This window comes from Streptomyces sp. NPDC088197, assembly GCF_044741185.1.
GTDB lineage: Bacteria > Actinomycetota > Actinomycetes > Streptomycetales > Streptomycetaceae > Actinacidiphila.
In genome coordinates this window covers 182749-196966 of the sequence record NZ_JBIUSD010000013.1, presented here as the reverse complement: position 1 = coordinate 196966, position 14218 = coordinate 182749, and the positions used below count along the sequence as shown (strand labels likewise).

Sequence of the window (14218 nt, the reverse complement as noted above, 5' to 3'; positions counted from 1 at the left end):
GTTAGGGGCGCGGGGAACTGCGCGGCCTCGCGCCCCAGGGCGGTTGCTTTGCCTGGGGCGGTGGGCCGGTCTTTCCAGGGGCGCGGGGAACTGCGCGGCCTCGCGCCCCAGGACGGTTCCCTTGCGCTAGGCGGCACGCCGGTCTTTCAGGGCCTCGCGCCCCAGGGCGGTTGCTTTGCCGGGGGCGGCACGCCGGTCTTTTAGGGGCGCGGGGAACTGCGCGGCCTCGCGCCCCAGGGCGGTTGCTTTGCCTGGGGCGGTGGGCCGGTCTTTCCAGGGGCGCGGGGAACTGCGCGCTCAGCCCGCGCGGTGGCGCGGGTGAAAACCGGCCCCAGCGGGGCAGTTGCCGTTGTTTTCGGGCTGAAGCCCGGTGGGGGCTGGTCGCGCAGTTCCCCGCGCCCCTAAAGACAAGGCCCTGCGCGAGGTGGGCGCACGGGGGGCGATACCCGTTGGCGTTCGGCGTCGTTGAGTACGGAGAGGTACCGGCGACGACAGGCGGCAACGACTCATGGCGAAGCCACAACTGGCCGGGGGCCGCCAAGGACCCGCAGAACTCGGGCCGTTGCTCGAAACGGCCCGCGCGGCCCTCGCGGAAGGCGCGGCGACCCGCGGCGGCCCCCTGCCCCGCGGCGGCCCCGCCGCGGTGGCGGCGCGGCTGGCCCGGACGGGCCCGCCGCTGCCCCGCACCGGCACCGGAGCGGAAGAAGCCCTGCGCACACTGGTGCGCGCCGTCGCGGAGGGCGCCGCCGACCCGGCGGAACCGGGCTGCGTCGCGCATCTGCACTGCCCGCCCCTGGCCATGGCCGCGGCGGCCGACTTCGCCGCGTCCGTACTGAACCCGTCCATGGACTCCTGGGACCAGGCCCCCGCCGCCACGGCGTTGGAGGCCCGCGTCACGGCGGCCCTGGCGGCCCTGGTGTACCCCGGCCACGACGCTCCCGACGCGCTGGTCACGACCGGCGGCACGGAGTCGAACCAGCTCGCGCTGCTGCTGGCCAGGGAGCGTGCGGCGCGTGCGGGCCGCCGCCCGGTGCAGGTGGTGTGCGGGTCGAACGCGCACCACAGCGTGGCCCGCGCGACCTGGCTGCTCGGCCTGCCCCGCCCGGTGGTGCTCGCCACACCCGGCGGCGTACTGGACCCGGCGGCCGTGGAGTCCGTCCTGCGCGGCCTCGCGCCGCACGTGCTGCTGGTCGCGACCGCGGGCACCACGGACACCGGTGCGATCGACGCGCTGCCCGCGCTGGCAGCCGCCGCCGCCCGGCACGACGCCGAGTTGCACGTGGACGCCGCGTACGGCGGCCCGTTGCTGTTCAGCGACCGCGAAGCGGCCAAGCTCGCGGGCCTCGACCAGGCCGTCTCGGTCACCGTCGACCTGCACAAGCTCGGCTGGCAGCCGGTCGCCGCGGGCCTGCTGGTCGTACCCGACGCAGCCGCGCTGCGCCCGCTCGACCACCGCGCCGACTATCTGAACGCGGCCGACGACACCGAGGCCGGGCTGCCCGACCTGCTGGGCCGTTCGCTGCGCACCAGCCGCCGCCCCGACGTCCTGAAGATCGCCGTCACCCTGCGGGCGCTCGGCCGTGAGGGGATGGGGCAGCTGGTCGACGCCGTCTGCGCGTCGGCCCGTGAGCTGGCGGAGCGGATCGAACGCCACCCGGACCTGACGCTGTACGCGCACCCCGCCATCAGCACCGTGCTGTTCCGGCCGCGCGGCGCCACCGACGAGGCGATCGCCGCGCTGCGCCGCCGCCTGCTGTACGACGGCCGGGCGGTGCTGGGCCGCGCCCACGTCGGCGGGCGGCTGTGGCTCAAGGCGACGCTGCTGAACCCGTACCTCACCGCGGCGGACCTCGACGCGCTCGTCGCCCTGGCCGCCGAGCCCCCGGAGCCCACTGCGCCCACGGAGCCCGCTGCGCCCGCCGAGTCCGCCGAGCCACCGGCACCCGAGGCCCGCTTGCCGCACCCGACACCTCCCCTGACCACGGAAGGCACCACCCCCCGATGACGCCCTCGCACGACGACGCCTCGCACGAGGCCCGCGGAACGGCGCGACCAGCCGGCGCCCCGGCCCCCGCGCCGGTCCCCCACCCGACGACGGTTCCCGCACAGGCGCAAGGACCCGACCGCGCCCCGGCCCCCGCCGCGCCCCCCGCCGAATCGCAGCCGCCCCCCTTCGACCTGCTCGGCATCGGCATCGGCCCGTTCAACCTCTCGCTCGCCGCCCTCGCCGACGGCGTGCCCGACCTCACCGCCGCCTTCTACGACCAGCGGTCCTCCTTCCAGTGGCACCCCGGTCTGCTGATCGACGGCGCCACCCTCCAAGTCCCCTTCCTGGCCGACCTGGTGACCCTCGCGGACCCCGCGAGCCGCTGGTCCTTCCTGAGCTGGCTCAAGACCCGCGAGCGGCTGTTCCCCTTCTACTTCGCCGAGCGCTTCCATGTGCACCGCGCCGAATACGACGCCTACTGCCGGTGGGCCGCCGAGGGGCTGCCCAGTACGCACTTCGGGCAGCAGGTCGACGCCGTGCGCTGGAACGCGGAGCGCGGCCACTTCGAGGTCGACCACACGCACCTGGACGAGCACGGCGAGGCCGAGGCGCTGGGCCGCACCTACGCCCGGCACCTGGTGGTGGGGATCGGCACGGCCCCTTACGTACCGGAGCCCCTGCGCCCGCTCGCGCAGGCGCCGACCGTACCCGTCGTGCACTCCGCGGACTACGTCAAGCAGCGCGAACGGCTGCTGGACGCCGAGCACATCACCGTCGTCGGCTCCGGACAGTCCGGCGCCGAGATCTTCCTCGACCTGCTGCGGGCGCGTCCCGCCGGCCGGGAGCGGCTGACGTGGCTGGCGCGTACGCCCGCCTTCGCGCCGATGGAGTACAGCAAGCTGGGGCTCGAACACTTCACCCCGGACTACACGCGGTACTTCCACGGTCTGCCGGAGCCGGTGCGCGACCGACTGGTGCCGCGGCAGTGGCAGTTGCACAAGGGCATCGACGACGCCACGATCACCGCGATCCACGACGAGCTGTACCGCCGTACGCTCGACGGCGGCTGGCCGGACGCGGTGCTGACGCCCGGCGTCACCGTGCGGACCGCGGGCCGGATCGGCACCCAGAGCATCGAACTGCACCTGGAACACGTCGAACAGGGCACCCGTACCCGGTTGATGACCGACGCGGTGGTGCTGGCGACCGGCTACCGGGAGCGCCCGCTCGACCAGTTGCTCGCGCCGCTCGACCCGTACCTGAAGCGGGACTCCGCCAACCGGCCGCGGATCGACGCGCGGCACCGGCTGGAGCTGGACCGGGCGGTCACCGGCCGGATCTACGTGCAGAACGCGGAGCGGCACAGCCACGGGATCGGCGCGCCCGACCTGGGCCTGGCGGCCTGGCGCTCCGCGGTCATCCTCAACGACCTGACCGGCCTCCTGACCGGCGCGGAGCACTACCCGCTGCCGGCCAGGACGGCCTTCACCACCTTCGGTCTCGACGGCGCCGCCGCCAGTGACGTCCCTACGCGAACAGCGGCACTCCGGCGCGGGTGAGGCGCCACTCGTCGCCGCCGAACGTCGTCGGGTCGATCGTGCCGTGCGCCTGCACCCAGGCGATGATCGTGTTGCGGATCTCGTCCGAGTTGGACCACACCGACTGGGCGGTGGCCACGTGCGGGTAGTTGCTGCCGCCGCCGGAGCGGTAGTTGTTGACCGCGAGCACGAACCGCGCGGCCGGGTCGACCGGCGCGCCGCCGTGCGTGAGGTTGACGATCCGGGAGCCGACCGGCTGCGCGATGTCGATGTCGTACGACACGCCGCTGAGGATGTCGTAGCTGTAGTCGGGGGTGTTGTTGGCGTTGGTGATCTTGGTGACGTCGACGGGCGCGTCCGGCGCGGTCTGCGCGTAGTACGCCGCCGACCACTCCAGGTAGTCCTTGACCTGGGCGCCGGTGAGCAGCTTGGCGTCCAGGGTGTTCTCGTAGACGTACAGCCCCGCCACGTCGCGCAGCGAGACCTGTCCCGCCGGGATCGCGGCGGTGCGGGAGAACGGCGACGCCTCGGAGAGCACCGGCAGGTCGGCGTACGCGGTACCGGCGAGCGCCGCCTTCACCGTGTCGGCCTGCACCAGGTTGAGGAAGTCGATGATCGGCGTGTCCTTGTACGTGGACTCGGCCGCGGACATCGTCGCGGTGCAGGTGCCGATGATCTGGTTGACGTACGCGACGACCTTGTTGTGCTCGTCGCGCACCAGCTTGGCCACGACCGGGTCCTCGGCGACGGTGTTGGCGTTGCGCACCTCGGCCTTGACGGAGGTGACCTCCCACCGGCCGCGGCTGAACTCCAGGTCGATGTCGAAGACGCTCAGCCGCATGCCCCACATCAGGGGCTCGGACAGCACGACGGTCTTGCCGGTCTTCTCGTTGACGACCAGCGTCTGCGGGCGCTCGACGTGGGTGTGGCCGACCAGGATCGCGTCGATGCCGGGCACCTGCTGGGCCACCAGCGAGGAGGCGTTCTCCGGGTACGGGATCGCGTCGCCGTAGGAGGTGCTGCCGTCCAGGCCGGAGTGGTCGGTGCAGATCACCACGTCGCAGCCGAGGGCGCGGAGCTTGGGCACGTAGATCTTCGCCTGCTCGACCAGGCCGGGGAAGGCCATCTTGCCCTGCACGTTGGCCTTGTCCCAGATGGCGATGCCGGGGTTGGTCAGGCCGAGGATGCCGACCTTGACCGGGGGGCCGCCCTGGACGCGGATCTCCTTGACCAGGTAGGGCGGGAAGGCGGGCTTGAGGGTCTTGGCGTCCACCGCGTTGGCGGCGAGCAGCGGGAAGTCGCACTGGTCCTGGAAGGCGCGCAGCAGCGGGATGCCGTAGTTGAACTCGTGGTTGCCCAGCGCCGCCGCGTCGTACTTCATGTGGTTCATGGCCAGCGCCATCGGGTGCTTGGGGCCGCGGCGGGCGCCGGTGATCGGCTCGACCCGCGCGTAGTAGTACGAGAGCTGCGTGCCCTGGATGATGTCGCCCGCGTCGATCAGCAGTGTGCGGTCGTGGCCCTTCTCGGCGCGGGCGTGCGCGACGAGGGTGGAGACCTTGGCGAGGCCGATGTCGTTGTGGGTCGCGTCGTCGTACTCGGCGTTCGTGAAGTAGTCCCAGTTCAGGGCGTGTCCGTGCAGGTCGGTGGTGCCCAGCACCCGCAGGCTGAACGTCTTGGGCTTCCCGTGGCCGTGTCCGTGGTGCCGGTCGGCGGCCTCCGCGGGGCTCGCCCCCACGACCGCCCCGGCGGTGCCCGCGAGCGCCACGCCCGCCCCCGTGGCGGCCGAGCGGTTGATGAAGTCCCTGCGGTTGAGCGCCATCTGTCGTCTCCTCGTTCCCGTCTGCTCCCGGTGCGGGAACGACGCGCGTAGATTCTGCACCGCCCGCCCCACCCGGCGACACCCCCCACACGTAACCGGAAGATGTCCCGCGCGTGACACGCACGGTGCGGCCGACGCGCGATTCCGGGCGCGTAAGACGTGCTCAGCGGGTGCGGGGGTGACAGGAGTGCTCATCGGAGCGGGGGGCCGCACACTTCGACACTTGTCAACAAGCGTTAATCCAGACGTCGTTGGGCAGTTGCCGTGAGCGTGTTCCCTACCAACGAGTAGGTCATACTCTCGACACATGCGCCGAGCCAAAATTGTCTGCACACTGGGCCCCGCCACCGACTCCTACGACCAGATCAAAGCACTGGTCGAGGCCGGAATGGACGTGGCACGACTGAATCTGAGCCATGGAGCGTACGCGGAGCACGAGGACCGCTACCGACGAGTCCGCAAAGCCGCGGACGAGACCGGTCGCAGCGTGGGCATCATGGTTGACCTTCAGGGCCCGAAGATCAGGCTCGGACGTTTCGCCGAAGGACCTGTACTACTCGAACGCGGCGACGAGTTCACGATCACCGTGGACGACATCGAGGGCGACCAGCAGATCTGCGGGACGACGTACAAGGGACTGTCCGCGGACGTCGCCCGCGGCGAGCGCATCCTGGTGGACGACGGGCGCGTCACCCTGGAGGTCACCGACGTCGAGGGACCGCGGGTGCACACCATGGTCATCGAGGGCGGGATGGTCTCCGACAACAAGGGGCTGAATCTCCCCGGTGTCGCCGTGTCGGTGCCCGCGCTGTCCGACAAGGACATCAGGGACCTGCGCTGGGGCCTGCGGATCGGCGCCGACATCATCGCGCTGTCCTTCGTCCGCACCGGCCGGGACGTCGAGGACGTGCTGCGGATCATGGCCGAGGAGGGCCGCCGGGTCCCGGTGATCGCCAAGGTCGAGAAGCCGCAGGCGGTCGACGCCCTCGAAGGGATCGTCGACGCGTTCGACGGGATCATGGTCGCGCGCGGCGACCTCGGCGTCGAGATGCCGCTGGAAGCCGTCCCGATGGTGCAGAAGCGCGCGATCAAGCTCGCCAAGCGCAACGCGAAGCCGGTCATCGTCGCCACGCAGATGCTCGACTCGATGATCGACAACTCCCGCCCCACCCGCGCCGAGGCCAGCGATGTCGCCAACGCCGTGATGGACGGCACCGACGCGGTGATGCTCTCCGGCGAGACCAGCGTCGGCAAGTATCCGATCGAGACCGTCAAGACGATGTCGCGGATCGTGTCCGCGGCCGAGGACGCGGTGCTCGCCACCGGCCTGCCGCCGCTCACCGACCAGAACAAGCCCCGTACCCAGGGCGGCGCCGTGGCCCGCGCCGCCGCCGAGATGGGCGACTTCCTCGGCGCCCGCTTCCTGGTCGCCTTCACCCAGTCCGGCGACACCGTCCGCCGGCTGTCCCGCTACCGCTCGCCGATCCCCCTGCTCGCCTTCACCCCGGAGCCCGCGACCCGCTCGCAGTTGAATCTGACCTGGGGAGTGGAGACCTTCCTCGGCCCGATGGTGCAGACCACCGACGAGATGGTCCAACAGGTGGACGAGCAGCTGCTGCGGATCGGCCGCTGCAAGAAGGGCGACATCGTGGTGATCACGGCCGGTTCGCCCCCCGGCATGCCGGGCACCACCAACATGGTAAGGGTCCACCACATCGGCGAGGACGATTCGCCGAAATCCTGACCTGTACGGCGCGGATTCACCCGCCGCGCACATCACGCCCCGTTCGGCATTCGCCGGGCGGGGCGTCGTCGTCGGCCGCCTTTGCCGCCGATTTCGGCGGCGGCAAAGGCGGGGCCTTTGGCCGGCGAATCGAAAAACTTAACGCTATGTAACGCGAACGCAATACGGAATCAGGGCGGTACTCCGACAGGTGCTTACCCTCTGAATCTCCTGACATTCCTGCCGCGGTCACATCGCCTCCCGGCCGCCCCCAAGTCCCCTACCCTTGGCCGGAAGTGCGCGTTCTCATCATGCGGACGCCGGAGCAAAGCACCCAAATCCCTCCGCCAACCTCAGCAGAACCTCAAGAGTTTCCTTCCGGCATAACAAGACAGTCACACTCTTCCCTTCACCTCTGCCTGACTCAGCTCCACGCGCCTAGAGTCACGGCCAGTCACCGCGCCTCCGGATTTGTCAGTTCGGGTTCCAGCGCGCGACTCGGCGTCTCATCAGAGACGGCCGCGCCAGGGGAAAGGACTGATCGTGCGACACCGTTCCTTGCTTGTACTGACCGCCGTACTCACCACTGGAGCCCTCACCCTCACCGCCTGCGGATCGCGGAGCGACGACAAGAAGGGCAGCGGGGACAGCAGCGGCGCCGCCAAGACGACCGTTGTCATCGGTGTCGACGCTCCGCTTACCGGGCAGAACTCGGCCACCGGCCTCGGCATCCAGTACGGCGTGCAGATCGCTGTCGACGACGCCAACAAGAACAACCTCGTCCCCGGGGTGACCTTCAAGATCAAGGCCCTGGACGACAAGGCGCTGCCCGCCACCGGCCAGCAGAACGCCACGGCCCTGGTCGCGGACAGCAGCGTGATCGCCGCCGTCGGCCCGCTGAACTCCGGCGTCGCCCAGTCCATGCAGCAGGTGTTCACCACCGCGAACATGGTCGAGATCTCGCCGTCCAACACCAACCCCACCCTGACCCAGGGCAAGGACTGGAACACCGGCACCAAGGTCCGGCCGTTCAAGACCTACTTCCGTACCGCCACCACCGACGCCCTCCAGGGCGGCTTCGCGGCGGACTACGCCTACAACACCCTGAAGAAGACCAACGCCTTCGTGGTGGACGACAAGCAGACCTACGGCGCGGGTCTCGCGGGCATCTTCAAGGACAAGTTCGGGTCCCTCGGCGGCAAGGTCGCCGGCACCGACCACGTCAACACCGGTGACAACGACTTCTCCACGCTCGTCACCAAGATCAAGAACGCCAAGGCCGACATGGTCTACTACGGCGGCCAGTACGACGAGTCGGAGCAGCTCACCAAGCAGCTCAAGGCGGCCGGCGTGAAGATCCCGCTCATGGGCGGCGACGGCATGTTCTCCGACACCTACATCAAGACCGCGGGTCCGGCCTCGGAAGGCGACCTCGCCACCTCCGTCGGCGTCCCGGTCACCACGCTCCCGGCGGCCAAGGACTTCATCGCCACGTACAAGGCGAAGAACTACCCCGGTGACTACGGCACCTACGGCGGCTACTCGTACGACGCCGCCACCGCGATCATCAAGGGCGTCAAGGCCGTCATGGACGCCAACGGCGGCAAGCTCCCCGCCATGGCCGACGCCCGCTCCAAGCTCGTCGACGCCGTCCAGAAGAGCGACTTCGACGGCATCGCCGGTCACGTCTCCTTCGACCAGTACGGCGACACCACCAACAAGCAGCTCACCGTCTACCAGGTCAAGAGCGGCAAGTGGGAGGCCGTGAAGAGCGGCACCTACAGCGGCTGACCGACTCCGTAGCACCCAGGGCCGCGCGGCTGGTCACCCCGACCGCGCGGCCCCCCGCTTACCCCCGGCGTACCTTCCCCCCTGCTCCCTCAGTGACATGGAGGCCATGCGGTGCACACCCTGCCGCAACAGCTGGCCAACGGGCTGTTCATCGGCTCGATGTACGGGCTCATCGCCATCGGCTACACGATGGTGTACGGCATCGTCCAGCTCATCAACTTCGCCCACGGCGAGATCTACATGACCGGAGCCTTCGGCGCGCTCGCGGTCTGGACGAATCTCCCCGACAGCACGTCCATCTGGCTCGCACTGCCCCTGATGCTGCTCGGCGGCGCCATCGTGTCCGTGCTCATCGCCGTGGCCGCGGAGCGATTCGCGTACCGGCCACTGCGCGGCGCACCACGGCTGGCACCACTGATCACCGCCATCGGCCTCTCCCTCGCACTTCAGCAGGCGATCTTCCTCTGGTACCCGGGCGCCGACAACGCCAAGAGCTTCCCGCAACTGCCCGGCGGCCCCTTCCACGTGGGATCGATCAACATCCAGAGCGGTGACATCTTCCTGGTCTCCGCCGCCGTGATCTGCATGGTCGGCCTCGCCGCCTTCGTCCGCACCAGCCGCACCGGCCGCGCGATGCAGGCCACCGCGCAGGACTCGGACACCGCCCAGCTCATGGGCATCGACACCAATCGCATCATCGTCATCGCCTTCGCCATCGGCGGCTTCTTCGCCGCCGTCGCCGGACTCGCCTCCGGCCTCAAGTACGGCCAGGTCAAGTACGACATCGGCTTCCAGGCCGGACTCAAGGCGTTCACCGCGGCCGTCCTCGGCGGCATCGGCAACATCTACGGCGCCATGCTCGGCGGCCTCGTCCTCGGCATCGCCGAGTCCTGCGCCTCCGCCTACATCTCCAACATCCCCGGCATGCAGCAGCTCGGCGGCGGAAGCTGGGCGAACGTCTGGGCCTTCGTGCTCCTCATCGTCGTCCTGCTCGTCCGGCCGCAAGGTCTGCTCGGCGAGCGCGTCGCGGACAGGGCGTGACACCGATGACCGACATCCCCGTAAGCGCCGCGGAGTCCATCGCCGTCGACACCGCGAAACCGGCCGGACGCAGGGTCGCCCCCTTCGTACCGCTGCCGCGGACCGCCGCCCAGGCGGTCACCCTCGTCGGCGCCGTGGCGACCATCGCCTCCACCTTCATGTCCTGGACGTACACCACCGAGTTCCCCGGCGACCTCACCGTCTCCGGCTACCCCGGCGGTCTCCAGGTCCTCACCCTGGTCGGCGCCATCGTCACCGGCCTGTTCGCGCTCGGCGCCTTCGGCCTCAAGGGCCTGCGCTGGCTCACCCCCAACCGCTCCAACAACCCGGTGCTGCTGCTCGCCCTCGGCACCCTGGGCACCACCTGGTACACGGTGATCGCCATCGCCGAGAAGCTCGGCGGTCTGGCCAACCTCGACCCCGGCGGCTTCGTCGCCGCGATCGGCAGCCTGGTCCTGGTGATCGGCGCCCTCGCACTGCCGATCCACCGGCACCCGCGGGAGACCCACGACACCGAGTACTTCGAACTCGGCCGCTTCTCCACGGTCGGCCCGGTCGTCGGCACGTACAAGTGGCTGCGCGAACTGCGCCCCCACCACAGCGATCTCCCGGTCGCCGACCCGACGAAGCTGCCCGGCTGGGTCCAGCGGCTGATCATCACCGTGGCCGCCGCGATCGGCCTCGAGGTCTTCACCTACGGCCTCGCCACCGGCTACACCGAGATCTTCCTCGGCTTCCTGATCGTCGTGGTCTTCACCATCTGGGCGCTGAGCGCGGCCGGTCTGCTCCGGCAGTTCTCCGGACTCACCGCCGCCCACCGCTCGTTCGCCAACACGATGGGCTTCCTGGCCGCGCTGGCCTACCCCTTCGCGCAGAACGACGAGCACTACGCCAACCTCGGCGTCAACATCCTGATCTTCGGCACCGTCGCCCTCGGCCTCAACATCGTCGTCGGCCTCACCGGCCTGCTCGACCTCGGTTACGTCGCCTTCCTCGGCGTCGGCGCGTACGCCGCCGCCCTGGTCTCCGGCTCGCCGTTCTCGATCTGGTCCGGCGTCCAGTTCCCGTTCTGGGCCGCCGCCCTCACCGGCATGGCCGCCTCACTGGTCTTCGGCGTCCTCATCGGCGCCCCCACCCTGCGGCTGCGCGGCGACTACCTGGCCATCGTCACGCTCGGTTTCGGTGAGATCTTCCGCATCGTCGTCAACAGCCTCGACGGCGTATCGGGCCCGAAGGTCACCAACGGCCCCAACGGCATCTCGCAGATCCCCGACCTGTCGATCTTCGGGTACAACCTCGGCGCCTCGCACGACATCGGCTCCGTCACCCTCGGCCGGTTCGCCAACTACTACCTGCTGATGCTGCTGATCACGGTCATCGTGGTGCTGATCTTCACCCGCGCCGCCGACTCCCGGATCGGCCGCGCCTGGGTCGCCATCCGCGAGGACGAGACCGCCGCCACCGCCATGGGCATCAACGGCTTCCGGGTCAAGCTGATCGCCTTCGCCCTCGGCGCCTCGCTCGCCGGACTCGCGGGCACCGTCAGCGCCCACGTCACGTACAACGTGGTGCCCAACCCGTACCAGTTCGCGGGCGCCGCCCCGCCCAACTCGGCCTTCCTGCTCGCCGCCGTCGTCCTCGGCGGCATGGGTACGGTCAGCGGCCCGATCCTCGGCGCGGCGCTGCTCTACCTGCTCCCCGAGAAGCTCGGCTTCCTGGAGCGGTACGAACTCTTCGCGTTCGGCCTCGCCCTGATCCTGATCATGCGCTTCCGGCCCGAGGGCATCATCCCCAACCGGCGCCGCCAGCTCGAATTCCACCAGGACGAAGTGCTCATCCCCGAGCAACGCCCGCTCGGCGACGACACCGTCCCGGCCAGCCCGGCAGGGGCGTGAGAGACACATGACCATCATCAGCCAAGAGCAGCCGACCCCGGCAGCGGCCTCCGACGGCGGCCCGCTGCTCCAGGCCAGCGGCGTCGTCATGCGGTTCGGCGGCCTCACCGCCGTCCGCGACGTCGACCTCACCGTCAACAGCGGTGAGATCGTCGGACTGATCGGCCCCAACGGCGCCGGGAAGACCACCTTCTTCAACTGCCTCACCGGCCTGTACGTCCCCACCGAGGGCAAGGTCACCTACCGAGGCGAGGTGCTGCCGCCCAAGCCGCACCTGGTCACCCAGGCCGGACTCGCCCGCACCTTCCAGAACATCCGGCTCTTCTCCAACATGACCGTGCTGGAGAACGTGCTGGTCGGCAGGCACACCAGGACCCGCGAGGGACTGCTGTCCGCCCTCATCCGCGGCCCCGGCTACCACAAGGCCGAAGCCCGGTCGCGGGCGCGGGCCATGGAGATCCTGGAGTTCATCGGCCTGGCCGGCAAGGCCGACCACCTCTCGCGCAACCTCCCCTACGGCGAGCAGCGCAAGCTGGAGATCGCCCGCGCGCTGGCCAGCGAGCCCGGCCTGCTGCTGCTGGACGAGCCCACGGCCGGCATGAACCCGCAGGAGACCAGGGCCACCGAGGAGTTGGTCTTCGCCATCCGCGACCAGGGCATCGCCGTCCTGGTCATCGAGCACGACATGCGGTTCATCTTCAACCTGTGCGACCGCGTCGCCGTCCTCGTCCAGGGCGAGAAACTGGTCGAGGGCACCTCCGACGTGGTCCAGCAGGACGAACGGGTCATCGCGGCCTACCTCGGTGAACCCTTCGAAGGCGCGCCCACCGGTGAGGGCGACGCCGCAGTGGAAGCGGCCGCGGCCGAAGCCGGGGCCGAGGAGCAGGAGAACGACCGATGACCGCACTGCTCGAAGTCGAGGACCTCCGGGTCGCCTACGGCAAGATCGAGGCCGTCAAGGGCATCTCGTTCACCGTCGAGGCGGGCCAGATCGTCACCCTGATCGGCACCAACGGCGCGGGCAAGACCACCACGCTGCGCACCCTCAGCGGGCTGCTCAAGCCGATCGGCGGCCGGGTCAGCTTCGACGGCAAGGTGCTCACCCGCGTCCCGGCGCACCGGATCGTCGCCCTGGGCCTGGCGCACTCCCCGGAGGGCCGGCACATCTTCCCCCGGCTCACCATCGAGCAGAATCTCCAGCTCGGCGCCTTCCTCCGCAAGGACACGGCGGCCATCGCCAAGGACATCCAGCGCGCCTACGACCTCTTCCCGATCCTCGGGGAGCGCCGCAGGCAGGCCGCGGGCACGCTGTCCGGCGGCGAGCAGCAGATGCTCGCCATGGGCCGCGCGCTGATGTCGCAGCCCAAGCTGCTCATGCTCGACGAGCCCTCGATGGGTCTGTCGCCGATCATGATGCAGAAGATCATGACGACCATCGTGGAGCTGAAGGCCCAGGGCACCACGATCCTGCTGGTCGAGCAGAACGCGCAGGCCGCGCTCTCGCTCGCCGACCAGGCCCATGTGATGGAGATCGGCACGATCAAGCTCTCCGGCACCGGCCAGGACCTGCTGCACGACGACGGCGTCCGCAAGACGTACCTCGGCGAGGACTGAGGCTCGCCCGACCGGGCCCGGAACACGGCGCAGGGCCCGCACCCCGACAGGGGTGCGGGCCCTGCGCCGTGTCCCGTCCGCGGGCGTCTACTTCTCGGAGACCTCTTCGATCACGGCCTGCGCGACCGCCTGCATCGACATCCGGCGGTCCATCGACGTCTTCTGGATCCAGCGGAAGGCGGCGGGCTCGGTCAGCCCGTACTTGGTCTGGAGCACGCTCTTGGCCCGGTCGACCAGCTTGCGGGTCTCCAGCCGCAGCGACAGGTCGGCGATCTCCGCCTCCAGCGCCTTCAGCTCCTGGAACCGGCTCACCGCCATCTCGATCGCGGGCACCAGATCGCTCTTGCTGAACGGCTTCACCAGATACGCCATCGCGCCCGCGTCCCTGGCCCGCTCCACCAGCTCGCGCTGCGAGAACGCGGTCAGCATCAGCACCGGCGCGATCTTGTCCGCGGCGATCCGCTCGGCCGCCGAGATCCCGTCGAGCACCGGCATCTTCACGTCCAGGATCACCAGATCGGGACGCTGCTCCTCGGCGAGCTTCACCGCGGTCTCGCCGTCCCCGGCCTCCCCGACGACGGAGTAGCCCTCCTCCTCCAGCATCTCCTTGAGGTCGAGGCGGATCAGCGCCTCGTCCTCGGCGATGACCACGCGGGTCGTCAGGGGAGGGACGTGGGACTTCGACTGCTCGTCGTCGAGCGGGGCGGCGGACTCGTCGGGCGCGCTCACGGTGCTCCTCGTATCAGGCGGGGTACTGCACACCTGAGCCTACCTAGCTGCGACGGCGCGCACCTACACGGTACGCTGTGC

Annotated in this window: 10 protein-coding genes; 8 read left to right on the top strand and 2 right to left on the bottom strand. The window is 70.1% G+C overall.

The window, feature by feature from the left end:
* The first annotated feature begins 508 nt into the window (after positions 1-508).
* A complete protein-coding gene (locus tag ACIOC1_RS27400; protein ID WP_401856626.1) occupies positions 509-2005 on the top strand; it encodes a pyridoxal phosphate-dependent decarboxylase family protein in 1497 nt (498 codons plus the stop codon).
* Positions 2002-3546: a SidA/IucD/PvdA family monooxygenase gene (locus ACIOC1_RS27395; RefSeq protein ID WP_355333978.1), complete on the top strand. Its 1545-nt coding sequence runs from the start codon at positions 2002-2004 to the stop codon at positions 3544-3546. Before ACIOC1_RS27400 ends, ACIOC1_RS27395 begins: the two co-directional genes overlap by 4 nt.
* Here the strand turns inward: ACIOC1_RS27395 and ACIOC1_RS27390 are convergent.
* A complete protein-coding gene (locus ACIOC1_RS27390; RefSeq protein WP_391044044.1) occupies positions 3515-5344 on the bottom strand; it encodes a 5'-nucleotidase C-terminal domain-containing protein in 1830 nt (609 codons plus the stop codon). The two genes, ACIOC1_RS27395 and ACIOC1_RS27390, sit on opposite strands and share 32 nt — an antisense overlap.
* Before the next feature lie 307 nt (positions 5345-5651).
* Between ACIOC1_RS27390 and pyk the strand changes: the two genes are divergently transcribed.
* The 6 genes from pyk (at position 5652) to ACIOC1_RS27360 (ending at position 13408) form a co-directional block, all read left to right on the top strand.
* Positions 5652-7088 carry a pyruvate kinase gene (gene pyk, locus ACIOC1_RS27385; protein ID WP_401856625.1) on the top strand — a complete coding sequence of 479 codons (1437 nt, stop codon included), beginning with the start codon at positions 5652-5654 and terminating at the stop codon, positions 7086-7088.
* A 522-nt stretch (positions 7089-7610) separates the two neighbouring features.
* Positions 7611-8858 (top strand): branched-chain amino acid ABC transporter substrate-binding protein, encoded by a 1248-nt coding sequence (locus ACIOC1_RS27380; protein WP_401856624.1) that lies wholly within the window; start codon positions 7611-7613, stop codon positions 8856-8858.
* A 111-nt stretch (positions 8859-8969) separates the two neighbouring features.
* Positions 8970-9899 (top strand): branched-chain amino acid ABC transporter permease, encoded by a 930-nt coding sequence (locus tag ACIOC1_RS27375; RefSeq protein WP_355333968.1) that lies wholly within the window; start codon positions 8970-8972, stop codon positions 9897-9899.
* A gap of 5 nt (positions 9900-9904) precedes the next feature.
* Complete coding sequence (locus ACIOC1_RS27370; protein WP_355333965.1) at positions 9905-11794, top strand: branched-chain amino acid ABC transporter permease; 1890 nt, start codon at positions 9905-9907, stop codon at positions 11792-11794.
* 7 nt (positions 11795-11801) lie between these two features.
* Entirely contained in the window at positions 11802-12695 is an 894-nt protein-coding gene (locus ACIOC1_RS27365) for an ABC transporter ATP-binding protein (protein ID WP_355333963.1), read from the top strand.
* Complete coding sequence (locus ACIOC1_RS27360; RefSeq protein WP_188282943.1) at positions 12692-13408, top strand: ABC transporter ATP-binding protein; 717 nt, start codon at positions 12692-12694, stop codon at positions 13406-13408. Before ACIOC1_RS27365 ends, ACIOC1_RS27360 begins: the two co-directional genes overlap by 4 nt.
* Before the next feature lie 87 nt (positions 13409-13495).
* On the opposite strand, the gene ACIOC1_RS27355 is transcribed toward ACIOC1_RS27360, so the two are convergent.
* Positions 13496-14137: a response regulator gene (locus ACIOC1_RS27355; protein ID WP_355333958.1), complete on the bottom strand. Its 642-nt coding sequence runs from the start codon at positions 14135-14137 to the stop codon at positions 13496-13498.
* Between the last annotated feature and the right edge of the window lie 81 nt (positions 14138-14218).